This window comes from Pseudoalteromonas citrea, assembly GCF_000238375.3.
GTDB classification, from domain to species: Bacteria; Pseudomonadota; Gammaproteobacteria; order Enterobacterales; family Alteromonadaceae; genus Pseudoalteromonas; species Pseudoalteromonas citrea.
The window spans coordinates 152,138-176,623 of sequence record NZ_AHBZ03000015.1 but is presented as its reverse complement, the minus strand read 5'-3'; the positions used below and the strand labels follow the sequence as shown (position 1 = coordinate 176,623).

Here is a 24,486-nt window from a genome sequence, read left to right as displayed (position 1 = left end):
AATGAAAAAATCAGTCATTATTTTGTTGGCCACGGGAGCACTTGCTGCGGGTTATGTGGCAATGCAATCGCATGTAAATCAGCTTGTTGATGACAAGTTGCAAGCACAATTTGCACTTTCAGCGAGTGAGTCTGGTATGCAGTTTGATTATGCGGATGCATCAGCAAATGTATTTAATGGCAATATTGTGGTTAATGGCTTGACTGTGTCAGACCTAGAAGGTGCGGTAGCATTTAGCATTGATGAAATTGTTCTTATTGGTTACGAAGAAGACAAAATCAGTGAGTTTACTGAAATCAATATGAAAGGCTTTACACTGTCAGATGCAATTAAAGCAGACAATACAAATGTACCTAAAGCTTTGCTAGATGCGCGATATAATTTTGGGACGTCTTTAGCATATGATGCGCAAACAGGATATAGCCGACTAAAAATGGATCTGGCTGCGCAAGGGATCTCGGGGCTTAACTTTGACATGGAACTCAATAATAGCACGCCATTAATGGAGGTGTCTTTTGAAATGCAAAAGGCACAAAATACATCAGCATTAACTGTTGAAGAGCAGTTGCAGATGCAAACCAAAGTAATGGATGCAATGCAGCAATTGGCGCCTAAGTCTTTAAAAGTTAAGATTGGAGATAAAGGACAACTGGCTCAGTTGCTTGATGAGCAGGTCGCGGCGGCTGGGTTAGATCAAGCCAGCTTCGAAAATATGCTCCAAATGCAGTTAGCACAGGCTCCGATCCCGCAAGCAGCAAAGGATGCTGTCATCGCATTCGCTCAGGGTAAAGAGTCGTTTAGTTTGTCTGTGTCTTTGCCAGAGAATAGTGATATTGAATCATTATCTCAACAGGCTATGATGTTGGCTGGGCAGCCAGAGGAATTGGCTAAATTACTAAACTTAGAGGTTCAAGGTAAATAGCCTAAGCTCTCTACGGTAAATTAAGTACTCATAAAAAAGGGGAAATGGCGAACAACGTCATTTCCCTCTGATAAAAGCCTGCGATTAATGCAAGATCCGCGCTCTAATAGTGCCTTCAACCGCGCTCAATTCTTTCAACGCGACTTCTGAGTGATCACTGTCTACGTCGATAACCACATAACCAATAGACTCATCAGTTTGTAAATACTGCGCAGCGATGTTGATACCATGTTGAGCAAAGGCCTGGTTAATTTGTGTTAATACACCTGGACGGTTTTGATGAACATGGAGTAAACGGCTGCGATTAGCAAGCTCAGGAAGAGACACTTCAGGAAAGTTCACAGCACTCAGTGTAGACCCATTGTCTGAATATTTCGCAATCTTACCTGCCACTTCTATGCCAATATTCTCTTGTGCTTCTTGAGTAGAGCCACCCACATGAGGGGTTAAAATCACATTATCAAATTCACGCAATGGCGATACAAACTCTTCGTCATTTGATTTAGGTTCTGTTGGAAATACATCAATCGCTGCACCAGAGAGTTTACGGTCACGTAGTGACTCAGCCAAAGCGTCAATATCCACAACAGTACCACGAGATGCGTTAATTAAAATAGCACCTTGCTTCATGACTTCTAACTCTGCCATACCAATTAAGTTTTTGGTAGACGGGGTTTCTGGTACATGGAGGCTGATCACGTCTGCACGTTGCAATAAATGCGTTAAGTTTTGTACTTGTTGGGCATTACCGAGTGTGAGCTTGTCTTCAATATCGTAAAACTCAACACGCATGCCAATGTTTTCTGCCATGATCCCAAGCTGAGTACCGATATGTCCATAGCCAATGATGCCGAGTGTTTTTCCTCGAGCTTCATAAGAGCCGACTGCAGATTTTAACCATTCTCCACGGTGTGCCATGGCATTTCGTTGCGGGATCCCTCTTAGTAGTAGTAAAATTTCTCCTAAGACGAGCTCTGCAACTGAGCGAGTATTTGAAAAGGGTGCATTGAACACCGCAATGCCGCGCTCTCTGGCTGCATCTAGTGCAACTTGGTTGGTACCAATACAAAAGCAACCTACAGCAACTAACTTCTCTGCGGCGTTTAATACGGTTTGTGATAGATTCGTACGTGAGCGGAGCCCGACAAAGTGAACGTCTTTGATCCGCTCAATAAGTTCACTTTCAGGTAACGAGGTTTTGACATAATCAATGTTGCTGTAGCCATTGCGCTTTAGCGTTTCGACGGCACTTTGGTGAATACCTTCTAACAACAATATTTTGATCTTCTCTTTTGCTAACGATACCGTACTCATGACTCATTCCTGTTAATTTATATTTGGCCCCTTTTGGGTACCAGTTATCACAATGTCAGCGCCGCGTTGTGCAAATAGACCATTTGTCACTACGCCCACGATTTGGTTAATTTTTTCTTCAAGTTGCTTTGGCTCAGAGATACTTAAGCCATGAACGTCTAAGATAACGTTACCATTATCAGTTGTTACGCCATGCCTATATACCGGGTCGCCGCCAAGCTTTAATAATTCTCTTGCTACATAGCTTCTTGCCATAGGAATAACTTCTACGGGCAATGCAAATGCACCAAGTGTGTCAACATGCTTAGTATCATCAACAATACAGATAAATTTATTTGCCACAGCAGCAACAATTTTTTCTCTAGTTAAAGCCGCACCGCCGCCTTTGATCATGTCATTGCTATGATTTATTTCATCGGCGCCATCTACGTAAACATCGAGTTGAGCGACATCATTTAGCTCAAATACTTCAATTCCGAGTGCTTTTAGCTTTTCCGTTGATGCTTCTGAACTAGAAACCGCGCCTTTAATGGTGTCTTTAATTGAGCCCAGTGCATCTATAAAGTGGTTAACGGTAGATCCCGTGCCCACGCCAACTATGGTATTTTCTTCTATGTAATCTAGTGCAGCCCACGCAGCTGCTTTTTTCATTTCATCTTGGGTCATAACGCAATTCACTTTGTTGTCAAAATTTATCGCAGTATACCCTAAAAAATGTCATAAAATACTGGCCAAATGATTTACCAACTGTAAAGTTTGCTTGGTGTTAATATATGCTTTAATGGTACATCCCACGCCGCAATCGGCAACTGTTGGACTTTTTGACAATCATGAGCCAGCCCAACAATAACGGGCTTTGTCGCACCAGTATTGTGATAGTTTGCTAATGTTTTGTCGTAGTAACCGCCGCCCATACCTAAGCGATTGCCAACCTCGTCAAAAGCAACGAGCGGTGTAAATAGGTAGTCAAGCGAATAAAGAGGGCATATATGGCTACAATTCAACTTAGGTTCCAAGATAGCATAGCGATTAGCGATCATGGGTGAATTTTTCTCATATCTTTGAAAGAGTAATGTTGTGCCGTTGAAAGGGTGTATTATGGGCAGGTAAATGGTGTGATTTTCTTCTGTAAGGTGTTGTATTAATTGCTTCGTACTTAGTTCTCCATCGTTGCTCAAATATAGGGCTATATGGGCTGGTTTATCGAGTTTTATATGTTGAGAAAAATTAATACACAGGGCCGTTTCGGCTTCTTTTTGTTCAGCTATAGACAAGCTGTTGCGTGCATTTCGTACGGTTTTACGAATTAATGCACGTTCTTCTTGAATTGTACCTGATGTGGTTGCAGTCATATTTCTAATGTAATGAGTTCAGGAAAAGCAATCGCGATTGCGAGAACGATTAATAAAAGTATCAGCACGACACCTAGGCCGTATTGTACTTTACTACGTTTAGGGGCTGGGCTATCTAATTCCAATTCCTCAAATAACTCATCATCTTCCCATTGCTCAGCAGCTTGTTCCATACTTTCTGCAGGCTGTTCAGGAAGACGTTGTTCCAACTCTTCTAGGCGCTCTTCAATTCTGATCAAGCTGCTTGTGATGTAATCTAATGCACCAAATAATCTTTCATCTCGTTGGGTTTGAGCGGTTTGCTCTACGGTTGAAGAGGGGGTGCCAAAGGCTTGTAATTTAGCATTGATCCCCATCGAATTGAGTAATTTAATTTGTTTTGCACTTTTTTCCTTATCTGCGGGTGAAAATAAGGGTTTATTGGCAAAGAATGCTTGTACTTTTGACTCGGGGATCTTCAGTCTTTGGCTTAAATTGGTAATGGCATCAGAGGCAGCTATTCCGTCATTTAAGCTCGCAAATACGACTCGGTATTTGTCAGTCATGAGCGCAATCCTAATTATTTTACTAATGCATTGAGTATACCCAATTTTTAGTGTGATGCGAATGACGTAAGTTACGAGAGAGTAAAGAAAAGGCCAGCGAGTGCTGGCCTTATTATATTAACTTCGTTGCCTATTGCTCTCTGGCAATAGCACGGTAGGCAATATCGGTACGGTATTCAACACCGGCCCACTTAATATCTTTTGCCAGTGCATAAGCGCGCTTTTGTGCTTCGGTCACTGTGTGGCCTAATGCTGTCGCACATAACACGCGTCCACCTGCCGTGACAACGTTTTCACCATCTTGCTTAGTACCGGCGTGGAAGACTTTTTCACCCTCAGCATAGCTTACCTGTAACCCAGAAATGACATCACCCTTAGGGTAACTCGCAGGGTAACCTTTCGCTGCGAGTACTACGCCAACAGCTGCGCGTGGGTCAAACTTAATAGGCGTACTATCAAGCTCTTGACGATTAGCAGCTTCAATCAGTTCTACGAGATCTGATTGTAGACGAAGCATAATAGGCTGTGTTTCAGGATCACCAAAGCGACAATTATATTCAATCACTTTCGGCGTACCATCAGCGGCAATCATCAGGCCTGCGTATAGGAAACCTGTGTATGGGTTACCTTCACTTGCCATCCCATTGACGGTTGGAAAGATAACTTCATCCATAATGCGTTGATGAATGTCAGCTGTGACAACTGGTGCAGGTGAATACGCACCCATACCGCCAGTATTTGGACCTAAATCACCATTAAATGCACGTTTATGATCTTGGCTGGTTGCAAAGGGTAAAACATTTTTACCATCTACCATGACGATAAATGAAGCTTCTTCACCCTCAAGGAACTCTTCAATTACGACGCGGCTGCCAGCTTCACCAAATGCGTTACCAGCGAGCATATCACGAATGGCTTCTTCAGCTTCTGCTTCTGTCATCGCAACAATAACACCTTTACCAGCTGCCAAGCCATCGGCTTTAATGACAATTGGTGCGCCTTTTTCTTTCAAGTAGACAAGCGCAGGCTCGATTTGCTCAAAAGTTTCATAGTCAGCAGTAGGAATATCGTGACGTGCTAAGAAGTCTTTTGTAAACGACTTTGATCCTTCAAGCTGCGCTGCCGCAGCGGTTGGACCAAAAATCGCAAGGTCTTCTTCACGAAACCTGTCAACAACGCCAAGTACCAGTGGTACTTCAGGGCCAACAATGGTCAACTCAACATTATTTTCTTTTGAAAATGAAACAAGTGCATCGAGGTCTTCAACCTTGATAGCCACATTTTCTAGTTTAGGCTCTAGGGCTGTCCCTGCATTACCAGGTGCAACAAATACAGTTTTTACTGAAGGGTTTTGAGCGGCTTTGAACGCAAGAGCGTGTTCACGACCGCCACTGCCAATGACCAGTACATTCATGGCTTAATTTTCCTATTAAAGCTTTTTAAATTTGAGAGTCATGCGGTCGCTTTCCCCAATCGCTTTATATTGATCGGCATTTTTGTCACCCAATGCCAAGCGCGGTGGCAATGTCCAAACACCTTTAGGGTGATTAGCACTGTCTAAAGGGTTAGCGTTCACATCACTTTGAGCCACTAATTCAAATCCTGCTTGTTTCGCAATATCTACCACATAGCTTTGTTTCATATAGCCAGAGCTTTTTTGGTCTGCGTCATCACGATGCTCTGGTAGACGGTGCTCAACCACACCTAATACGCCACCAGATTTGAGTGCTTTATTAAACGCTTGAAATGCATTTAATACACCTTCATCACCTTGGCGCATATACCAGTTGTGGACATTTCTAAATGTTAGCACCATATCCGCAGATCCAGTAGGGGCAATGTCTGAATGCGTAAGTGGTGCAAATTCGGTTATTTTCACTTCACTGAAACGGCTATCTTGAGCAACTTTACCTTTGAAGCCAGCTAGCGAGCGCTGGTAGTATTTTACCTGAGAATCTGCTGGAAAGTGTGCCGCATATAAAATGCCAGACCCTTTAACCGCGGGTGCCAATATTTCTGAATACCAGCCACCACCAGGTGCAATTTCTACCACGGTCATATCCGCTTCTAAACCAAAGAAGTCCAGGGTTTCTACCGGATTTCTATATTGGTCACGTGCTCGGTTTTTCTCAGAACGTTCGGAATTACTGGCTGCAGAAACAAGCTCAGAAGCAACGTTAGAACTTGAGTTACCATTGCTCGCGCAACCTGCGATAGCAGTAACAACGCTTACAGCAAGAAGTGTTTTTAATCCAAATTTCATTTTTCTGTCCTTCACTTTTGTGATTGTGTTTTAAGCAGAATACTTGAATTTAGGGCAAACAAAAAGCACGAAACGATAAACGTTTCGTGCTCATAGATTAATGACGGAAGTGACGCATGCCAGTTAAGACCATAGCCATACCAGCTTCATCTGCTGCGGCAATAACTTCTTCATCACGCATTGACCCACCCGGTTGAATAACCGCAGTAATACCTGCGGCGGCAGCGGCATCAATTCCATCACGGAATGGGAAGAAAGCATCAGATGCCATAACAGAACCTTTTACCTCAAGGTTCTCGTCAGCTGCTTTAATACCGGCAATTTTTGCTGAGTAAACGCGGCTCATTTGACCTGCGCCTACACCAATTGTCATACCGTCACGGGCATAAACAATGGCGTTTGATTTAACAAATTTAGCGACCTTCCAGCAAAATAGTAAGTCTTTAAGCTCTTGCTCAGTAGGTTGGCGTTTTGAAACTACAGTCAAGTCACCAAGCGTTACCATGCCTTGGTCGCGGTCTTGAACCAAAATACCACCATTAACGCGCTTGATATCAGACTGGGTTGTCTTTGCATCCCATTGTCCACATTCTAGCAAACGAACATTTTTCTTAGCAGCGACAATTTGTGCTGCTTCTTCACTGATGCTAGGAGCAATGATCACTTCAACAAACTGGCGTGCAACAATCGCTTCAGCCGTTGTAGCATCAAGCTCACGGTTGAACGCGATGATGCCACCAAAGGCTGAAGTAGGATCTGTTTTAAACGCTCTGTCATAGGCGGCTAAAATGTTCTCGTCAACGGCAACACCACATGGGTTTGCATGTTTAACAATAACACACGCTGGTACGTCAAATTCTTTTACGCACTCAAGGGCTGCATCAGTATCAGCGATATTGTTGAAAGATAACGCTTTACCTTGAAGCTGTGTCGCAGTTGCAACAGAAGCTTCTTGTAAATCATTTTCAACATAAAAAGCGGCGTCTTGATGCGAGTTTTCACCGTAGCGCATATCTTGCTTTTTAGTGAACTGCATATTGATTGTGCGTGGAAACTTAGTTTCAACGGCTGCTTCTTCAGTGTAGTCAGGCACCATTTTACCAAAGTAATTAGCAATCATACCGTCGTACTGTGCTGTGTGCTCATATGCGGCAATAGCAAGATCAAAGCGTGTTTGGTAGGTTGTTGAACCATTGTGTTCGTTTAGTTCAGCAATCACACGAGTATAGTCTTGCGCATTAACAACAATTGTCACGTCTTTGTGATTCTTTGCCGCTGCGCGTACCATAGTTGGCCCGCCGATATCAATGTTCTCAATGGCATCTTCAAGGCTACAGTCAGCTTTTGCAACAGTTTGTGCAAAGGGGTATAAGTTAACCACAACCATGTCAATTGCAGAAATATCGTTTTCTGTCATTACGCCTTCGTCCTGACCGCGACGGGCTAAAATACCGCCGTGTACTTTAGGGTGAAGTGTTTTAACGCGACCATCCATGATTTCAGGGTGACCTGTATAGTCAGATACTTCCGTGGCAGCAATGCCGTTATCAGCTAATAATTTATATGTACCGCCTGTTGATAAAATTTCAACGCCTTGTGCACTGAGTGCTTGCGCTAATTCAACGATACCGGTTTTATCTGACACACTTAATAGTGCGCGACGAATTGGACGATGTATATCCATGATGGTTAGGGTTTCCTCAATGATAAGTTAAGGGCTAGCTTAGAAGGGCGCTATTTTAGCCTATCTGAGAGAAGAAAACGATGGAAAACACAAAAGTGCTGTTGAGAAAATTACAATTTATTTTATGAGCAAGGGTTTAATGTAACGATAAGATGTTAGGCAAGAATAAAGTTGGCTTGAAAAGGGGAGCTATAAAATACAAAAAGCACAATTAAGTGCTTTTTGTATTTAGTCTGAATTAAGCGAGTGCTTAGTTCATACCGTATTTTTTAAGCTTCTTACGAAGAGTACCACGGTTGATACCTAGTAAGATCGCTGCACGTGTTTGGTTACCACGTGTGTACGTCATTACTTCTTCAAGCAATGGCGCTTCTAGCTCAGAAAGAACAAGGTCGTATACGTCTTGTACATCTTGACCATTAAGCTGCTTTAAATAGTGATGTACAGCTTTTTTTACTGCATCACGTAAAGGTTGCGGTTTCTCTTGTGACTGAACATGAGCGTTAGTAATAAATGGAGAAGTCACATTTTGTTCGAACATCGTATGTCTCTTTCTTTCTTAGTTAGCTGCTAGTGTTTCAAAGTATTTTTCCAAAGCCTCGATTTGCTCATTTGGCGCTTCGAGGGCATTGAATACTCGCCTAAACTGACCTGCTTGGTCATGGGTTTGCAAATACCAAGATACATGTTTTCGTGCGATGCGCGCTCCCATCGGCTCCCCGTAAAACTGATGAAGATTAATTAAATGCTCCATCAAAATACTACGTACTTCAGATATTTCTGGCGTAGGTAGATGTTCTCCAGTTCGCAAAAAGTGGTCTATCTCCCTAAATATCCAAGGGCGACCTTGGGCGGCTCGACCAATCATGATGGCATCTGCACCCGTATATTCCAGTACCTGCTTCGCTTTCTCTGGAGATGTAATATCACCATTAGCAACCACAGGTATTGATACTGAACGTTTGATATCCCTAATCGTGACATATTCAGCTTCACCTTTGTACATACACGCTTTTGTGCGGCCATGTACGGCAAGTGAGGCAATGCCATTACGTTCAGCAATTTTGGCAATCTCTACGCCGTTACGATTATCCGTATTCCACCCTGTGCGAATTTTTAGTGTAACAGGTACCTCAACGGCATTTACTACCGCCTCAACTATCTCTTCCACTAATGCCGGATACTGTAACAGTGCTGAGCCTGCCAGTTTCTTATTCACTTTTTTTGCGGGACAGCCCATATTGATATCTATGATCTGCGCCCCGTTTGCAACATTAAACTGAGCTGCTTGTGCCATTAATTCAGGATCAGCACCTGCAATTTGTACTGAACGCACGCCTGACTCACCGCTATGATCCATTCGGTTCATTGACTTGTCAGTTTTCCATACCTTTGGATTTGAAGACATCATTTCCGATACAGCTAACCCAGCGCCCAAACGGCGACAAAGTTGTCTAAACGGTCTATCAGTGATCCCTGCCATAGGAGCCACAATAATGTTGTTATCAAGTTGGTAAGGACCAATACGCACAGTAGTTTAATCTGCCTCTTTTCAAGGGGCGCTAAGTTTACGGTTTTTTTTGCAAAAATCAAAGGCTATAAATTGAACATTATTGTTTTTTTTTTGAACTTAGTGGGTTGACTTTTTATAACAGTTTGAGAGTTGGATTTATTTGGCTGTTTTTTAATCTAAAAAATTCAACTTGGTTGCAAAATAGTCAGATTGATTTGTGATAATAAAAGGTAAAGCCTGTTACGTAGAGGCTTTACCAGTTACAAACTACTAACTCGCCTTGATATTTTTACGACCACTTACACGCGTCCATTCACCTTCTTGGGCAATGCTATCAAGGTCAATATGCGGGTCATAAACGTCAGCAACCGCTTGAGCTTGCTCTTCTAAAATACCCGACATGGCGATTTCACCACCAGGTTTTAGAAATGCTAAAATGATTTCATGCAGTTCCCTTAGGGGCTGAGCCAGAATATTGGCTACTACAATATCAGCACTGAATTCAGGTTGATTTTCTGGTAAGTAGACTTCAAGCTGATCAGCAACGCCATTACGACCGGCGTTATCTTTACTTGCAGCAAGTGCTTGAGGGTCGATATCGATACCGATGACACGTTCTGCACCAAGCTTAATGGCGGCAATGCCTAAAATGCCTGAGCCGCAGCCAAAATCAACCACAGTTTTACCAGTTAAATCTTGGCGCTCAAGCCACTTTAAGCACAGTGAAGTGGTGGCATGGGTCCCTGTGCCAAAGGCGAGGCCTGGGTCCAGTAATACATTCACAGCGTCTGGTTCAGGAATATCTCTCCAGCTTGGACAGATCCACAGACGCTCGCCAAATTTAATGGGGTGGAAGTTATCCATCCATTCACGCTCCCAGTCTTTATCTTCAAGTTGCTCAATCTTATAGGTAAGCTCAGATTCGCTGTTAGCTTTTAAGTAGGCAACCACTACATCCATATCATGTGCCGCATCAAAGAGACCGATAACGAGTGTATCAGGCCACAAGATCACTTCACCTGGCTTAGGTTCGTATACAGGGTTGTTACTGGCGTCCATAAAGGTGACTGAAGGGCAACCAACGTCCAGTAATAAATCACTTAATTGGTCAGCTGAGTCTTTATTTGCGTGAATTCGGATTTGGATCCAAGCCATGGTTATTCCTAATTAATATGTCAACAAAAAGGCCGCTAAAGCGGCCTTTTTTAGATAAAAATCTTTTTGTAAAAAGGGATTAGCCTTTTACATCTAAGAAGCTTTTTAATAGATCTGAGCGAGAAGGGTGACGTAACTTACGTAAAGCCTTAGCTTCAATCTGACGAATACGTTCACGGGTTACGTCAAACTGCTTACCTACTTCTTCAAGTGTATGGTCGGTATTCATATCAATACCAAAACGCATACGTAATACTTTCGCTTCTCTAGCTGTTAAGCCTGCCAGTACTTCATTGGTAGCACCACGAAGGCTTTCCATTGTTGCTGAATCAATCGGAGACTCAATAGTCGTGTCTTCGATGAAATCACCAAGATGAGAATCTTCATCATCACCAATTGGCGTCTCCATTGAGATTGGCTCTTTGGCAATTTTCAGTACTTTACGAATTTTGTCTTCTGGCATCATCATGCGCTCAGCCAGTTCTTCCGGGCTAGGCTCACGACCCATTTCTTGTAACATTTGACGTGAAATACGATTCAATTTATTAATCGTTTCAATCATATGCACAGGAATACGGATTGTTCGAGCTTGGTCAGCAATTGAACGCGTAATAGCCTGACGGATCCACCACGTTGCATAAGTCGAGAACTTATAACCACGGCGATATTCAAACTTATCAACTGCTTTCATCAGACCAATGTTACCTTCTTGGATCAAATCCAAGAATTGTAAACCACGGTTGGTGTATTTTTTAGCAATAGATATTACAAGACGTAAGTTTGCTTCAACCATTTCTTTTTTAGCTCGGCGGGCTTTTGCTTCACCAATGCTCATGCGACGGTTGATGTCTTTGATACGCTCGATGCTCAAACCGGTACTTTCTTCAATTACACTCAGTTTGTTGATGCAACGTTCGATTTCAGGTTTGACTTCAGCAAGTTTTGCCGAGTATTTTTCGCCAGCAGCAATTTCTGCATCAACCCATGCCATATCCGTTTCGTTGTTAGCAAAGTGCTTTACGAACGTTTTCTTTGGTACTTTGGCAATTTGTACAGCTTGCTTCATAACAATACGTTCTTGAACTCGAACACGGTCCATCATTTCACGCATGTTATTAACCATACGGTCAAACTGTTTTGGCACAAGTTTGAAGGTACGGAACAAATCACCAATTTCTTGAATTGCTATCTGTGCATCTGGATGTGAACGACCTTTAGATTCAAACACTTTACGTGCAGCAGTATAAAGTTCACGTAGCTTTTCGAAGTGTTCGCGCGCTTCTTCAGGATCTGGACCTGTGTCTACTTCATCTTCGTCATCGTCATCGTCCGACTCATTGTCTTCATCAGCTAAGTCTTTATCACTTAGCTCTGAGCCAATGTGTGTGGCAGAGATTTGTGTTTCTTCTGCATCAGGATCAAAGAAACCAGAAACAATGTCACTAAGACGCATTTCTTCCGCTTCAAACTTGTCCCACTGCTCAAGCAAATATGTAATCGCTTCAGGATACTCAGCGACTGAGATTTGTACCTGATTGATACCTTCTTCAATTCGCTTGGCAATTTTAATTTCGCCTTCACGAGTTAATAGCTCAACCGTACCCATTTCACGCATATACATGCGGACAGGGTCCGTTGTACGACCAATTTCTTTTTCTACCGTTGCCAATGCAGCCGCCGCAGCTTCTGCCGCGTCTTCATCGGTTGTGGTTTCCTGCATCATCAATTCATCGGCATCTGGTGCATTTTCAGCAACCTTGATACCCATATCATTGATCATGCTTATAATATCTTCTACTTGATCTGAGTCTATTATGTCTTGTGGAAGGTGATCGTTAACTTCTGCAAACGTTAAATAACCTTGCTCTTTACCTTTCTGAATCAGAAGTTTGAGTTGTGACTGAGGAGTTTGATCCATAGAGAATTATGCTTCCACTCTGATAAGTTGATACAACAGGCGCCAGCTACTACACCTAATAATTTTACGTGACGCACGTGAATAGAACATTATAACAGCAAAAATTAATTTTGACTAGTTCTTCTACTCGTTAATGCTTGAGTTAATAATGCGCACTCAAGTCTTTCCTCACTATTTAAACCTTGTGTTTTGTCTTTGATTAATAGTGTCTCTAATCGAAAATTTAAACACTGATCTTCAATAAATTTAAAAGTGTGTTGGAATTCTGTAACTAACGCTTGCTCATTTATGTCATGTTGCCATACAGCAAGCTTTTTTAAAGGCTCATATTCTGGCTGCTCTCTAAAGTATTCAAGTAATTGCGCACTTGTATATTCAGGGTGTTGTAAACACACAGACTGCAGTTGCAATAGAAGTTCGATGCCCGGTATTTTCATTTGTACTAAATCGGGTAAATACTCAATATCGGTTGCTAATTTAGGATATTGGATCAGTAAACCTATGGCTCTGCGCATCGGTGTTACTTTGAATTTACGCTCAATACTTTGTTGCTGCTTTGGTGTTGTGAGTTTAGTACTCAGTTGCTCTCGAGTCCGGCCAATTAACTTCGCTAAGGTATTAAGTAGGCCTTCTTGATAATATTCACTCGGCACTTTGCTGATCAATGGTAACGCTTCGCTCATTAACTTAGCTTTTCCTGCATCAGCGGTAAGTTCACACGTTTGCGCCAATTTGTTAAAAAGCACTTTTGAGAAGTCGTCCGCAGCATCATAACGGGCTTCAAATGCCTCTTTCCCTTCTTGCTGAACCAGTGAGTCAGGATCTTCGCCATCAGGTAAAAATACAAACTGTAATGACTTCCCATCTTTTAAATTGGGTAAAGCATGTTCAAGAGCTCGCCAAGCGGCGTCTCGTCCTGCTCTATCACCATCGTAGCAGCATATTACTTTGTCCGTTGTGCGAAACAGGGTTTGCATGTGTTCAGCGGTCGTTGCTGTACCTAGCGCCGCAACTGAGTAAGAGATCCCTTGCTCAGCGAGTGCAACAACATCCATATACCCTTCCACGATAAGGATCTGCTCAAGCTTATTATTAGCTTGTTTGGCCTCGTATAAGCCATAAAGTTCAAAGCCTTTATGAAATATTCTGGTTTCAGGTGAATTTAGATATTTAGGACCTTGATCTGCCCCCATAACGCGGCCACCAAATGCAATGACTCGCCCTCGTTTATCCCGGATAGGAAACATCAACCGATCACGGAAAAAATCAAATTGTCGCCCAGGCGTTTTTTCAGACGCGAGCTTTAGTTCAACGAGTTGTTGCTTATGTGCGGGGGTTCGGCCAATTTGTTTGCAGAGGCTTTCCCACTCAGGTGGGGCGTAGCCCATCATATAACGTTGTACAGTTTCACCGGATAGACCACGGCCTTTCACATACTCAATCACACTGGTAGCATTTTTATGATGCTTCAGTTGATGCTGATAAAATTGTGCTGTTTGGAGCATCAGATCATAGTCTGAACGCTTTTGTTCAATACTCCGCTCAGGTGCACCTGAGCCTTGTTCTCGAGGGACTTCTAGGTTTAGTAGGCTAGCAAGCTCTTCTATGGCATCAACAAATTCGAGTTTGTCATATTCCATGATGAATGAAATAGCATTGCCATTAGCACCACAGCCAAAACAATGATAGAACTGCTTGTCTCTTGCAACGGTGAATGAGGGGGATTTTTCGTTATGGAATGGACAGCAAGCTTGATAATCTTTCCCTGCTTTTTTTAATCCGATACGTGCATCAATCAGATCGACGATGTCAGTCCTAGCAAGCAAGTCATCAATAAACTGTCTTGGGATTTTTCCAGCCATAATTTATGCCGCTACTATAGCGTTCCTAACAAAAATTTAATGCCTATACGAAGAAACCGAGCGCAAGGCTCGGTTTACTTAATCATACTCTGTGTATGTGGGGGTTATGCGCTTAATCGTTGTTTAATCAAACCTGAGATTTTGCCCATATCGGCGCGACCTTCAGCTTTTGACTTGATTATACCCATAACTTTACCCATGTCTTGCATACCTGCTGCACCAGTGTCGGTAACGGCAGAATCAATCAAAGCAATGATTTCTTCATCAGTCAAAGGCTGAGGTAAGAAAGTTTCAAGTACTTTGATCTCATTAGCTTCAACTTCAGCTAAATCTTCGCGACCGGCATCAGTAAACTGAGTGTATGAGTCACGACGTTGCTTAACCAGCTTCACTAGAACAGAGGTAATACCTGCATCGTCTAATGTTACACGGTTATCAATTTCACGCTGTTTTATTTCAGCAAGTACCATACGAATTGCACCAAGACGAATTTTGTCTTTAGCACGCATAGCATCTTTCTGTGCGTCTTTTAGCTTAATTAAAAGGCTCATTTATACAAGACCTAAACAGATTAGTATAATTTAACGCGACGTGCGTTTTCGCGAGAAAGCTTCTTCATGTGACGCTTTACTGCAGCAGCTTTTTTACGCTTACGCTCTGCTGTTGGCTTTTCATAATGCTCGCGACGACGAACTTCTGAAAGGATACCTGCTTTTTCACATGAACGCTTGAAACGACGAAGTGCTACGTCAAACGGTTCGTTCTCTCTTACTTTAATTACTGGCATTAAAAATTCACCTACCTAATTAATGAGCTATGCTCACGCTGATCAAAGATTGATCAAGTGGTTCAAAAATGGTGCGGTATTGTAATCCGAAGCATTACCACATGTAAAGCTTAAATTATCGCTAATTAATCGCTATCGATTGATACACGCTGATATAGTTGGCAAAGTACTTGTCCAGCTTGCTTTTCTTTAATGACTTGCCAAGTTTTTGGTGCTGAAAAACTCAGTTCTTTCTCTACTTCTACGTAAATTAACGCGTCACTTGTGAGCCAGTTTTGCGCTTCTAGTGCATCACAACAGGGTTGCGCTAATCCTTTTCGAAATGGTGGGTCAATAAATACTAAGCTGTATGGCGTTGCTGCGTTATTTTTTTGCAAAAAAGTCAGTGCATTATCCTTTATGACACTCGCATTATCGAGTTTTAATGTGGTAATGTTTTTTTGTAACTGAGTGGCTGCTTGCTTATCTAGTTCAATAAAGTCAGTATGTGCTGCAAAGCGAGATAAAGCCTCAAAACCAAGCCCGCCAGAACCGGCAAAGCAATCTAATACTCTTGCGTCTCTCGTGTCTTGCATAAGCCAATTGAAAACTGTTTCTTTTATTCTGTCAGTTGTTGGTCTTAATCCTTCAACATCTTTTACGGGCAGTTTTCTGCCTTTGAATTTACCGCTAATAACTCGAATAAATCCATCGGTATTCACTTTATTTATTGGGGCTTTTTTTCTCATTCTCTACTTGTTCGTAATATCTTAATGTTTCATGTGTTATAAATCATTCGGCGTGCATTTTTCATCCCTTCGGAACATGTTACACTGCCCAACAATTTTGAAATGAAGATTTGGTTAATTGTATTTCTGCCGTTTTAGGTGAAGAAATTATGATTTTAACCTGATCATACACGGTGTTTTGGCATTATTGCTTATTAATAAGGCGAAAACAGAGTTTAGTTTATCAGATTTATTGAAATGGTATTTAGCGAGTATGGGAAAAAAGAATAAATTTTTGTCTTGGTTAGGATTTGGCAAAAAAGATGCTGAGCAACAATCACAGATACAAGAGCAAGAAGTGCAACTCGCTAAAGAGCAAGAAACGCTCGCCAAGCTTGAAGCAGACAAACAAGCTGCTGAGCAAGAATCAGAGCGACAGCGTCTTGAGGCTGAAGCGAAAGCCAAGCTTGACGCAGACAAACAAGCTGCAGAGCAAGAAGCAGAGCGTCAGCGTCTTGAAGCTGAAGCGCAGGCCAAGCTTGAACAAGAAAGAATTGAAGCAGACAAACAAGCTGCACAGCAAGAAGCAGAGCGACAGCGTCTTGAAGCTGAAGCGCAAGCCAAGCTTGAACAAGAAAGAATTGAAGCAGAAAAACAAGCTACAGAGCAAGAAGCAGCACGTCAGCGGCTTGAAGCTGAGGCGCAAGCCAAGCTCGAACAAGAAAGAATTGAAGCAGAAAAACAAGCTACAGAGCAGGAAGCAGCACGTCAGCGCCTTGAAGCTGAGGCGCAAGCCAAGCTTGAAGCAGACAAACAAGCTACAGAGCAAGAAGCAGAGCGTCAGCGTCTTGAAGCTGAAGCGCAAGCCAAGCTTGAACAAGAAAGAATTGAAGCAGAAAAACAAGCTGCAGAGCAAGAAGCAGAACGCCAGCGCCTTGAAGCTGAAGCGCAAGCCAAGCTTGAACAAGAAAGAATTGAAGCAGAAAAACAAGCTGCAGAGCAAGAAGCAGAACGTCAGCGTCTTGAAGCTGAGGCGCAAGCCAAGCTTGAACAAGAAAGAATTGAAGCAGAAAAACAAGCTGCGGAGCAAGAAGCCGAACGTCAGCGTCTTGAAGCTGAAGCGCAAGCTAAGCTTGAACAAGAAAGACTTGTAGCTGAGCAAGAAGCCGAACGCCAGCGCCTTGAAGCTGAAGCGCAAGCCAAGCTTGAACAAGAAAGACTTGCTGCAGAAAAACAAGCTACAGAGCAAGAAGCAGAGCGTCAGCGTCTTGAAGCTGAAGCGCAAGCCAAGCTTGAACAAGAAAGCATTGAAGCAGAAAAACAAGCTGCAGAGCAAGAAGCAGAACGCCAGCGCCTTGAAGCTGAAGCGCAAGCCAAGCTTGAACAAGAAAGAATTGAAGCAGAAAAACAAGCTGCAGAGCAAGAAGCAGAACGCCAGCGCCTTGAAGCTGAAGCGCAAGCCAAGCTTGAACAAGAAAGACTTGCTGCAGAAAAACAAGCTGCGGAGCAAGAAGCTGAACGCCAGCGCCTTGAAGCAGAAGCCAAGCTTGAACAAGAAAGGCTTGCTGCAGAAAAACAAGCCGCTGAGCAAGAAGCAAAAGCGAAGCTAGATGCTGAGCAAGCAGCGAACAAAGAAAAACCTAAAAAAGAAGGCTTTTTTGCACGGCTTAAAAAAGGCTTATTAAAGACCAAAGTTAATCTTGGTTCAGGTATAGCATCAATTTTCAAAGGTAAGAAAATTGATGATGATTTATTTGAAGAGCTAGAAACTCAGTTGTTGACCGCCGACTTAGGCGTTGACACAACCATGAAGCTGATCGATAGCTTAACGGATGCCGCTGATCGCAAGCAATTAAAAGATGGTGATGCGCTTTATGAATTAATGAAGCAAGAAATGGCTGAAATGCTTAAAGAAGCAGAAAAACCACTAGAAATCCCTGAAAATAAAAAGCCATTCGTGATCTTAATGGTTGGTGTAAATGGGGTAGGTAAAACTACGACTATCGGTAAATTAGCGAAGCAGTTTCAGCAAGAAGGTAAATCCGTGATGCTGGCTGCCGGTGATACATTCAGGGCCGCGGCGGTTGAACAGCTGCAAGTTTGGGGTGAGAGAAATGATATTTCTGTTATTGCACAGCACACGGGGGCAGACAGTGCGTCAGTGGTGTTTGATGCGTTTCAAGCCGCACAAGCACGCAACGTTGATGTTTTGATAGCTGATACGGCGGGACGTTTACAAAACAAAGATAACCTAATGCAAGAGCTTGAAAAAATAGCACGAGTCATGAAGAAGCTTGACCCAGATGCACCGCATGAAGTGATGCTGACGATTGATGCAGGCACTGGGCAAAATGCCATCAGCCAAGTTAACTTGTTTAATCAGGCTGTGGGCTTAACAGGTATTGCACTTACTAAGCTAGATGGTACCGCAAAGGGTGGGGTTATTTTTGCTGTGGCAGATAAATTCCAAGTGCCTATCCGCTATATCGGGGTGGGTGAAGGCATCGATGATTTACGTACGTTTAAAAGCGACGACTTTATTGACGCGTTGTTTAGTCAAGACGATTAATCTTTTATACAGTTTATGGGAGCTTTCGCTCCCTTATTTTTGCTCTAAAAAAATAATACAAAAAGCGAGCTTATCATGATTAAATTTGAGCAAGTCAGCAAAACCTACCCCGGAGGTCACAGAGCACTTGAAAAAGTGACTTTTCAATTAGCGAATAATGAATTGGCTTTTTTAACCGGTCATAGTGGCGCAGGGAAAAGTACTTTACTCAAACTTATTAGTGTTATGGAGCGTCCTTCTGCGGGACATGTTTATATTAATGGCATTGACTTAAATGCCATTAATAATCGGCAAATTCCTTTTGTACGACGTGATATCGGTATTATCTTCCAGAATCATCGGCTATTAGAGCGCTACAATGTGTTTGACAACGTTGCGCTTCCTTTAGTGATTGAGGGAATGCACCATAAACACATTGCAAAGCGCGTTCATGCAGCACTTGATAAGGTCGGGTTGTTAGACAAAGTGAAATGCCAGCCTAGTACCTTATCTGGCGGAGAGCAGCAGCGGGTGGGGATCGCCCGTGCCATTGTTAATTCTCCCCCGTTATTATTAGCAGATGAACCAACGGGTAACTTAGACCCTGAGCTATCAATGGAAATCCTCAAACTATTTGAAGACTTTAATCGCCATGGTACTGCAGTACTTATTGCAACTCATGACTTAGGCTTGATAGCACGCATGAAATATCGCAGTTTAACGTTAGATCATGGCCGCTTGATGCAGGACCCTTTAGCTGAGGACCGTTTATGAGCTTATTATTTAAAAGTAGGGATAAGCAAAGCAATACTCAGAAAAAGCCTTTTTTGTTAGGTATATACTTTTTTGTTTTGACTATTATCCGCCAAGGAGTACATAGCCTTGGTGAAATGTGGCGTACACCAATCGCATCTTTAATGACTATCTTAGTATTGGGGCTGAGTTTAACGCTACCGGCAACGTTGTACGTGGTCGTTAAAAATGTGCAGCAAGTAAGCAGTGGTTTTAATGATGCCGCAGAGATTTCATTATTTGTTAAAGAACAAATGAGTGAACAACAAACACAAACGTTGGTCAAAAGGCTGGCACTCTACCCAGAAATAGAAAATGTTAGCTATATATCAAGTACGCAAGCACTAGATGAATTTAAACGGGTCTCTGGCTTTGGTCAGGCGCTTGATTATTTAGAGGATAACCCGCTACCCAATGTTGTGTTAGTGACACCGACAAGCCGATTTCGTAAACCTCAGGCAGCGCAAAAGTTGTTAGATAAGCTCGAAACGGAACGAGAGGTGGAATTTGGCAAGCTTGATATTGAATGGTTGGAGCGACTAAACGCTTTACTCAGTTTATTGAAAGAAAGCGTCTTTACTGTCGGTCTATTGCTGTTGAGTGCGGTCATACTCATTATCGGTAATACGATTCGGTTATCTATTATGGATAAAAAGGAAGAGATCCAAGTATTGAAGTTAGTTGGTGCGACGAATACCTTTATTCATACACCATTTATTTGGACAGGTGTATGGTATGGCGTTATTGGTGGCCTTGTTGCATTTATTTGTGTTGTGCTGATGCTCTGGTGGTTAGAGTCTGCTGTAAGCATGGTGGCGGGTGTATACCAAAGTAGTTATATATTACAGGGCCTCAATGGTCATGAGTTAATGATACTATTAGGACTTGCTGTTGGGCTTGGTTTTAGTGGCTCATTTATCGCTGTAGCAAAATATATTAAAGAGATAGAACCGGATAGGGTTTAGCTGGTGAAGGGTGGGATCACCGTTAATTAAAGCGCTTTAGCAGTCATTTTAGTCATTTAGCAGTCACAATTTTGACTTATAGTACAAAAAGGTCAAAATTGCCCTGTAGTATAAAACTAAAAAGTTCAATAATTTCATCTCGTTATGTTTTTATTTTTTTTGGATAATAAAAAACTTGCTTTTTAAGTGAAAAACCTATTATATACACCTTAGCACTCTCAAGGAGAGAGTGCTAATTTGAACTAAGATACTTATCACTGAGGTGAAAAATGAGTAAAGATTTATACGCAATGGCATTATTGTCTAGTCAGCAAAGCGCAAGCATGGAAGGTTACTTACAAACGGTAAGTACTATCCCTATGTTGGATGCTGAGCAAGAAAAAGTGTTAGCTACCCGCCTTCAACAAGAAGGGGATTTAGAGGCTGCTAAACAACTTATTGTGTCTCATTTACGGTTTGTTGCACACATTGCAAAAAGCTACTCAGGATATGGCCTACCACAGGCAGATCTTATTCAAGAAGGGAATATCGGCCTGATGAAGGCTGTTAAGCGCTTTAACCCCGAAGTGGGCGTTCGCTTAGTTTCTTTTGCTGTGCATTGGATCAAAGCTGAAATACATGAGTATGTATTAAAAAATTGGCGCATAGTTAAAGTAGCAACAACCAAAGCGCAGCGTAAATTATTCTTCAATTTACGAAAAAACAAAAAGCGTTTAGGGTGGTTTAACCAAGATGAAGTGTCAACAGTGGCTTCAGAGTTGGGAGTGAGTGAAAAAGAAGTACGTGAAATGGAATCACGTATGAGTGGTCAAGATATGGGTTTTGATTTAACAAATGACGATAACGATGACACGCCAGCATCAAGTTTTTCTCCAGTACAGTACTTAACTGACTCAGCCAGTGATCTCGCTGAAGAAGTTGAACAGGAGCAATGGAAAGAACAATCACAAAATCGTTTATTCTCTGCGCTTAAAACGCTAGATGAGCGTTCACAAGATATAGTGAGTGCACGTTGGCTAGCAGATGAGAAAGCCACATTACAAGAACTTGCTGAAAAGTATAGTGTTTCTGCTGAACGTGTTAGGCAGTTAGAAAAGTCAGCAATGAAAAAATTACAGGCAGCGATGAGCTAACCTTTAATTTGTCATAAACACACCGTATAAATATAAAAATGCCGCTTAAATAAGCGGCATTTTGCTTTTATGTGTTTATGAAAAGTTTGAGCTTACAAGTGTTCGCTATTTTGATTATAATGCGCAGCAATAAAAATGAGGAGCGCCTATTTTGTTAGTCTTGTTGCGTATTGTCGCGATGGCATTATTTATTGTTATAAGTGGGATTTTAGGGTTGTTGATGTGTTTGGTGAGACCATTTCACCGAAACAACGTGCATGTCATCGCCAGTTGGTTTGGCAAAATGTCGCGTGTTATCGGTGTAAAGCTTGTCATAACACGTCACCCTGATAGCGAGCAGGCCGGGCCTGCTATTTATGTTGCTAATCACCAGAATAATTATGACTTATTCACATTACCCGCGGCGGTGCCAAAGAGTACTGTGAGTATGGGTAAAGAAAGCCTTAAGTGGATCCCATTTTTTGGTCAAATGTATTGGTTATCTGGGAATATATTGATTAATAGAACTAATCGCTCTAAAGCAATGGGCACCTTGGGAAAATCGGCTGATAAAATTAAACAGCAAGGTTTATCTGTGTGGATGTTTCCAGAAGGAACCCGCAGCTACGGCCGAGGTCTATTGCCATTTAAAACGGGGGCATTTCATACCGCAATGAATGCAGATGTGCCCGTCATTCCTGTATGCATGAATACCACGCACAATTGTATTAAGCTAAACCGATGGGACAATGGTACAATATACATTGATATGTTAGCGCCGGTTTACCTTGATAAAGAAACCAGCGCTCGAGACCACGCTAGTGCAGTTCAGGCGTTAATGAGTGCTAGAATTGCAGAGCTTGATGTGAAAATGAGAGAAACGAATGGAAAACTGGCGCGAAATTAGCGAAGAAATTGTGGAGTCTTTATTAGAAGATGGCTCATCAACAGAAACATTGTATGAAGTTGAGCACCACTTTGTTTGCGAAGATTTTGATAAGTTAGAAGGTGCGGCATTGGCTGCATTTAAACTTGGTTATGACGTTGAAGAACCAGCTGAATTAGAACTTGAAGATGGTGGCAAGATCTGGGGCTTTGATGTGGTGGTTGAAGTTGAGCTCGATGCTGACGTAATTATGGAAGATGTTGATAAGCTAGCTGCGTTGGCGGTTGAGCACAATATTGAATATGATGGCTGGGGCACTTACTTTCAAGAGTAAGTATAAACCCACTCGTAATTAAAAAAGGAAGCCAATGCTTCCTTTTTACTATAACTGACCTTCGCTTATCAAAGTAGAACCATAAAATTGGCGTTAAATATAAAGTCAGGGTTTATTGTCAAGCACTACGTAAAAATTATTAAATATTGTGCGTATTATAGACTTTTTATAGTAAAAAGTGCTATTAATCACTTTTCCTATTCAATAGTGTATTAAATCTAATATGCGGGTAACGCTTCCAATATCAGAACTTCTCCCAGGTATGTTTGTTGACAGTGTTAGCAAGCAGCGTAGCGATGCTGGTGTTAAAATAAAATCACGTGGCATGGTCAGAGATCAAGCTATTATTGCCAAGCTTCTGTCTGAGGGGGTGTTGGAGCTGAATATCGACTTTGCACAAAGTGATATTGAGATACCAGAAAAGTACCAAGCCAAGGACGTTGAGCGTTCAGCCCCAGATCCGATACCTACTAAACCCCAAGCTACAACTTCATCAACAGATCCGGCGACAACAGAACCTGCGGTTAAAAAAGTCAGCAAGTTGATTGCACCACAATCACTTGAAAAGGAGTTTGAAAAAGCCAGTCAGCACTTTGAAATGCATAATCGTAAAATTCAGTCTTTATATGGTGACATAACGGCGGGTGGTAAAGTTGATATTAGCTTGATAAGCGATGTGAGCAAAGAAATTGTGCAATCAGTACTGCGCAATAGCAGTGCAATGGCCATTCTTACACGGTTGAAGGATAAAGATGGTTATAACTGGCGACATATGATCAACTGTACCATCTTAATCAGTGTATTTGCTAAGTACTTAGGGTTAAAAAACTCGGTGATACAGCAGTTAGCTATGGGGGCTATGCTACATGATATAGGGCATGCTCGATTGCCACAGGGGATAGTTAATAAAGAAGGAAAACTTACAGCGCTGGAATATAAAGCGGTCAAAAAGCATGTCGTTCAATCTTTGGGGTTAGTAAAAGGTGAAAAAGGGATCACCCCTATTATGATGGATGTCATAATTAACCATCATGAACGAGTTGATGGCAGTGGATATCCAAGAAGGTTGAGTGGTAGTAAAGTCAGTAAAGCTGCACGTATTATGGCCATTGTTGATGTGTATGATGCAATGACCTCAGATAGACCTTACCAAATGAGTGAAGAACCAGTCCATGCGCTGCGATACCTATTGGCAAATAAAGAGCAATTTGATGCAGAGTTAGTGCAAAGATTTATTAAATGTATGGGCGTACACCCTGTAGGCACTATTGTTAAGCTTACGAATGAGCGCTTGGCGTTGGTGTTAGAGGGGAATAAGCAAGCGCCGACAGCACCTAAAGTAAGGGTGTTTTACAACACCAAGCATTTACATCATATAACGGCAAAAGAGCTAGATTTAAGCGATGGGGAACATGAAATCAAAATTGTTGCTAGTGTTCGACCGTTAGACTACCAAATTAATTTATCCCGCCTGTTAAAAGATCATCTACTGGTTTAGTTTTATCGCACTGTTTGAGCTTCTGCTTTCGTGCTGATAGCAAAGCGCCAGATAAGCAACTACTCATTAATAATATCCATAAATAAGTGCCATTTTGTGCGTGTAAGGCAATGCAGCAGCATGCCAGTGCAAACAGTGAGAATACAATGGAGGCTAGCCAATAATGATTTATTGGATTATCACACTCACCAGCATGATTGCATGCGCAATAATTGGCTTTACAAAAACTAAATACACTGGCACCAGAAAATAGCAGCGCGGCGACTATGAGCATTATCATCGTGATCATTATTTAGTTCTCCATACAAGATCAAGCTTGAGCAAGAGTA

Annotated in this window: 24 protein-coding genes; 8 read left to right on the top strand and 16 right to left on the bottom strand. The window is 42.1% G+C overall.

The genetic code is table 11. The annotated features are described in order from the left end of the window. Nucleotide 1 precedes the first annotated feature (1 nt). Entirely contained in the window at nt 2-922 is a 921-nt protein-coding gene (locus tag PCIT_RS08215) for a hypothetical protein (protein ID WP_010362453.1), read from the top strand. A gap of 84 nt (nt 923-1,006) precedes the next feature. On the opposite strand, the gene serA is transcribed toward PCIT_RS08215, so the two are convergent. The 15 genes from serA to rsmD all read right to left on the bottom strand — a co-directional run bounded on the left by serA (nt 1,007) and on the right by rsmD (nt 16,043). After that, nucleotides 1,007-2,236: a phosphoglycerate dehydrogenase gene (serA, locus tag PCIT_RS08210; RefSeq protein ID WP_010362454.1), complete on the bottom strand. Its 1,230-nt coding sequence runs from the start codon at nt 2,234-2,236 to the stop codon at nt 1,007-1,009. Between the two features lie 12 nt (nt 2,237-2,248). Next, nucleotides 2,249-2,902 (bottom strand): ribose-5-phosphate isomerase RpiA, encoded by a 654-nt coding sequence (gene rpiA, locus PCIT_RS08205; RefSeq protein WP_010362455.1) that lies wholly within the window; start codon nt 2,900-2,902, stop codon nt 2,249-2,251. 74 nt (nt 2,903-2,976) lie between these two features. Further along, nucleotides 2,977-3,588 (bottom strand): 5-formyltetrahydrofolate cyclo-ligase, encoded by a 612-nt coding sequence (locus PCIT_RS08200; RefSeq protein ID WP_010362456.1) that lies wholly within the window; start codon nt 3,586-3,588, stop codon nt 2,977-2,979. Continuing rightward, nucleotides 3,585-4,133 carry a hypothetical protein gene (locus tag PCIT_RS08195; protein WP_010362457.1) on the bottom strand — a complete coding sequence of 183 codons (549 nt, stop codon included), beginning with the start codon at nt 4,131-4,133 and terminating at the stop codon, nt 3,585-3,587. The genes PCIT_RS08200 and PCIT_RS08195 overlap by 4 nt, the downstream gene beginning before the upstream one ends. Nucleotides 4,134-4,263: 130 nt before the next feature. Next, nucleotides 4,264-5,547, bottom strand: a complete 1,284-nt coding sequence (gene purD, locus PCIT_RS08190; RefSeq protein WP_010362458.1) for a phosphoribosylamine--glycine ligase — start codon at nt 5,545-5,547, stop codon at nt 4,264-4,266. A 15-nt stretch (nt 5,548-5,562) separates the two neighbouring features. After that, the gene (locus PCIT_RS08185; RefSeq protein ID WP_010362459.1) at nt 5,563-6,396 is read right to left on the bottom strand and encodes a class I SAM-dependent methyltransferase; all 834 of its coding nucleotides are present in this window, start codon (nt 6,394-6,396) and stop codon (nt 5,563-5,565) included. Nucleotides 6,397-6,493: 97 nt separating this feature from the next. After that, on the bottom strand, nt 6,494-8,080 hold the full coding sequence (purH, locus tag PCIT_RS08180) for a bifunctional phosphoribosylaminoimidazolecarboxamide formyltransferase/IMP cyclohydrolase (RefSeq protein ID WP_010362460.1): 1,587 nt from the start codon (nt 8,078-8,080) through the stop codon (nt 6,494-6,496). A 250-nt stretch (nt 8,081-8,330) separates the two neighbouring features. Next, on the bottom strand, nt 8,331-8,621 hold the full coding sequence (gene fis, locus PCIT_RS08175; protein WP_005491017.1) for a DNA-binding transcriptional regulator Fis: 291 nt from the start codon (nt 8,619-8,621) through the stop codon (nt 8,331-8,333). A gap of 18 nt (nt 8,622-8,639) precedes the next feature. Next, nucleotides 8,640-9,611 carry a tRNA dihydrouridine synthase DusB gene (dusB, locus tag PCIT_RS08170; RefSeq protein ID WP_010362461.1) on the bottom strand — a complete coding sequence of 324 codons (972 nt, stop codon included), beginning with the start codon at nt 9,609-9,611 and terminating at the stop codon, nt 8,640-8,642. Nucleotides 9,612-9,863: 252 nt separating this feature from the next. Further along, the gene (prmA, locus tag PCIT_RS08165) at nt 9,864-10,748 is read right to left on the bottom strand and encodes a 50S ribosomal protein L11 methyltransferase (protein ID WP_010362462.1); all 885 of its coding nucleotides are present in this window, start codon (nt 10,746-10,748) and stop codon (nt 9,864-9,866) included. Between the two features lie 79 nt (nt 10,749-10,827). After that, nucleotides 10,828-12,666, bottom strand: coding sequence for an RNA polymerase sigma factor RpoD (gene rpoD / locus PCIT_RS08160; RefSeq protein ID WP_010362463.1), 1,839 nt, complete (start codon nt 12,664-12,666; stop codon nt 10,828-10,830). A gap of 104 nt (nt 12,667-12,770) precedes the next feature. Beyond that, a complete protein-coding gene (gene dnaG, locus PCIT_RS08155; RefSeq protein WP_010362464.1) occupies nt 12,771-14,528 on the bottom strand; it encodes a DNA primase in 1,758 nt (585 codons plus the stop codon). Nucleotides 14,529-14,632: 104 nt separating this feature from the next. Further along, nucleotides 14,633-15,079: a GatB/YqeY domain-containing protein gene (locus tag PCIT_RS08150; RefSeq protein WP_010362465.1), complete on the bottom strand. Its 447-nt coding sequence runs from the start codon at nt 15,077-15,079 to the stop codon at nt 14,633-14,635. A gap of 20 nt (nt 15,080-15,099) precedes the next feature. Further along, nucleotides 15,100-15,315, bottom strand: coding sequence for a 30S ribosomal protein S21 (gene rpsU, locus PCIT_RS08145; protein ID WP_010362466.1), 216 nt, complete (start codon nt 15,313-15,315; stop codon nt 15,100-15,102). A gap of 125 nt (nt 15,316-15,440) precedes the next feature. After that, nucleotides 15,441-16,043 (bottom strand): 16S rRNA (guanine(966)-N(2))-methyltransferase RsmD, encoded by a 603-nt coding sequence (gene rsmD / locus PCIT_RS08140; RefSeq protein ID WP_010362467.1) that lies wholly within the window; start codon nt 16,041-16,043, stop codon nt 15,441-15,443. A 253-nt stretch (nt 16,044-16,296) separates the two neighbouring features. Here rsmD and ftsY point away from each other — a divergent pair, with 253 nt between their 5' ends. The 7 genes from ftsY (at nt 16,297) to PCIT_RS08105 (ending at nt 24,157) form a co-directional block, all read left to right on the top strand. After that, the gene (ftsY, locus tag PCIT_RS08135) at nt 16,297-18,591 is read left to right on the top strand and encodes a signal recognition particle-docking protein FtsY (protein ID WP_192992791.1); all 2,295 of its coding nucleotides are present in this window, start codon (nt 16,297-16,299) and stop codon (nt 18,589-18,591) included. A gap of 75 nt (nt 18,592-18,666) precedes the next feature. After that, nucleotides 18,667-19,344 carry a cell division ATP-binding protein FtsE gene (ftsE, locus tag PCIT_RS08130; protein WP_010362469.1) on the top strand — a complete coding sequence of 226 codons (678 nt, stop codon included), beginning with the start codon at nt 18,667-18,669 and terminating at the stop codon, nt 19,342-19,344. Next, the gene (gene ftsX / locus PCIT_RS08125; protein ID WP_010362471.1) at nt 19,341-20,327 is read left to right on the top strand and encodes a permease-like cell division protein FtsX; all 987 of its coding nucleotides are present in this window, start codon (nt 19,341-19,343) and stop codon (nt 20,325-20,327) included. The genes ftsE and ftsX overlap by 4 nt, the downstream gene beginning before the upstream one ends. Before the next feature lie 269 nt (nt 20,328-20,596). Then, nucleotides 20,597-21,460, top strand: coding sequence for an RNA polymerase sigma factor RpoH (gene rpoH / locus PCIT_RS08120; protein ID WP_010362472.1), 864 nt, complete (start codon nt 20,597-20,599; stop codon nt 21,458-21,460). A 178-nt stretch (nt 21,461-21,638) separates the two neighbouring features. Continuing rightward, nucleotides 21,639-22,346: a 1-acylglycerol-3-phosphate O-acyltransferase gene (locus tag PCIT_RS08115; protein WP_420492145.1), complete on the top strand. Its 708-nt coding sequence runs from the start codon at nt 21,639-21,641 to the stop codon at nt 22,344-22,346. Beyond that, entirely contained in the window at nt 22,324-22,659 is a 336-nt protein-coding gene (gene rraB / locus PCIT_RS08110; RefSeq protein WP_010362474.1) for a ribonuclease E inhibitor RraB, read from the top strand. The genes PCIT_RS08115 and rraB overlap by 23 nt, the downstream gene beginning before the upstream one ends. 223 nt (nt 22,660-22,882) lie before the next feature. Then, nucleotides 22,883-24,157 (top strand): cyclic di-GMP phosphodiesterase, encoded by a 1,275-nt coding sequence (locus tag PCIT_RS08105; protein ID WP_040696825.1) that lies wholly within the window; start codon nt 22,883-22,885, stop codon nt 24,155-24,157. Here the strand turns inward: PCIT_RS08105 and PCIT_RS08100 are convergent. Continuing rightward, entirely contained in the window at nt 24,117-24,446 is a 330-nt protein-coding gene (locus PCIT_RS08100; RefSeq protein ID WP_021032230.1) for a hypothetical protein, read from the bottom strand. The genes PCIT_RS08105 and PCIT_RS08100 overlap by 41 nt on opposite strands. Between the last annotated feature and the right edge of the window lie 40 nt (nt 24,447-24,486).

Coding starts and splice junctions, on each gene's coding strand:
- PCIT_RS08215 (WP_010362453.1), top strand. CDS start 2: ATGAAAAAATCAGTCATTATTTTGTTGGCCACGGGAGCACTTGCTGCG.
- serA (WP_010362454.1), bottom strand. CDS start 2,236: ATGAGTACGGTATCGTTAGCAAAAGAGAAGATCAAAATATTGTTGTTA.
- rpiA (WP_010362455.1), bottom strand. CDS start 2,902: ATGACCCAAGATGAAATGAAAAAAGCAGCTGCGTGGGCTGCACTAGAT.
- PCIT_RS08200 (WP_010362456.1), bottom strand. CDS start 3,588: ATGACTGCAACCACATCAGGTACAATTCAAGAAGAACGTGCATTAATT.
- PCIT_RS08195 (WP_010362457.1), bottom strand. CDS start 4,133: ATGACTGACAAATACCGAGTCGTATTTGCGAGCTTAAATGACGGAATA.
- purD (WP_010362458.1), bottom strand. CDS start 5,547: ATGAATGTACTGGTCATTGGCAGTGGCGGTCGTGAACACGCTCTTGCG.
- PCIT_RS08185 (WP_010362459.1), bottom strand. CDS start 6,396: ATGAAATTTGGATTAAAAACACTTCTTGCTGTAAGCGTTGTTACTGCT.
- purH (WP_010362460.1), bottom strand. CDS start 8,080: ATGGATATACATCGTCCAATTCGTCGCGCACTATTAAGTGTGTCAGAT.
- fis (WP_005491017.1), bottom strand. CDS start 8,621: ATGTTCGAACAAAATGTGACTTCTCCATTTATTACTAACGCTCATGTT.
- prmA (WP_010362462.1), bottom strand. CDS start 10,748: ATGGCTTGGATCCAAATCCGAATTCACGCAAATAAAGACTCAGCTGAC.
- rpoD (WP_010362463.1), bottom strand. CDS start 12,666: ATGGATCAAACTCCTCAGTCACAACTCAAACTTCTGATTCAGAAAGGT.
- dnaG (WP_010362464.1), bottom strand. CDS start 14,528: ATGGCTGGAAAAATCCCAAGACAGTTTATTGATGACTTGCTTGCTAGG.
- PCIT_RS08150 (WP_010362465.1), bottom strand. CDS start 15,079: ATGAGCCTTTTAATTAAGCTAAAAGACGCACAGAAAGATGCTATGCGT.
- rpsU (WP_010362466.1), bottom strand. CDS start 15,315: ATGCCAGTAATTAAAGTAAGAGAGAACGAACCGTTTGACGTAGCACTT.
- rsmD (WP_010362467.1), bottom strand. CDS start 16,043: ATGAGAAAAAAAGCCCCAATAAATAAAGTGAATACCGATGGATTTATT.
- ftsY (WP_192992791.1), top strand. CDS start 16,297: ATGGGAAAAAAGAATAAATTTTTGTCTTGGTTAGGATTTGGCAAAAAA.
- ftsE (WP_010362469.1), top strand. CDS start 18,667: ATGATTAAATTTGAGCAAGTCAGCAAAACCTACCCCGGAGGTCACAGA.
- ftsX (WP_010362471.1), top strand. CDS start 19,341: ATGAGCTTATTATTTAAAAGTAGGGATAAGCAAAGCAATACTCAGAAA.
- rpoH (WP_010362472.1), top strand. CDS start 20,597: ATGAGTAAAGATTTATACGCAATGGCATTATTGTCTAGTCAGCAAAGC.
- PCIT_RS08115 (WP_420492145.1), top strand. CDS start 21,639: ATGGCATTATTTATTGTTATAAGTGGGATTTTAGGGTTGTTGATGTGT.
- rraB (WP_010362474.1), top strand. CDS start 22,324: ATGGAAAACTGGCGCGAAATTAGCGAAGAAATTGTGGAGTCTTTATTA.
- PCIT_RS08105 (WP_040696825.1), top strand. CDS start 22,883: ATGCGGGTAACGCTTCCAATATCAGAACTTCTCCCAGGTATGTTTGTT.
- PCIT_RS08100 (WP_021032230.1), bottom strand. CDS start 24,446: ATGATCACGATGATAATGCTCATAGTCGCCGCGCTGCTATTTTCTGGT.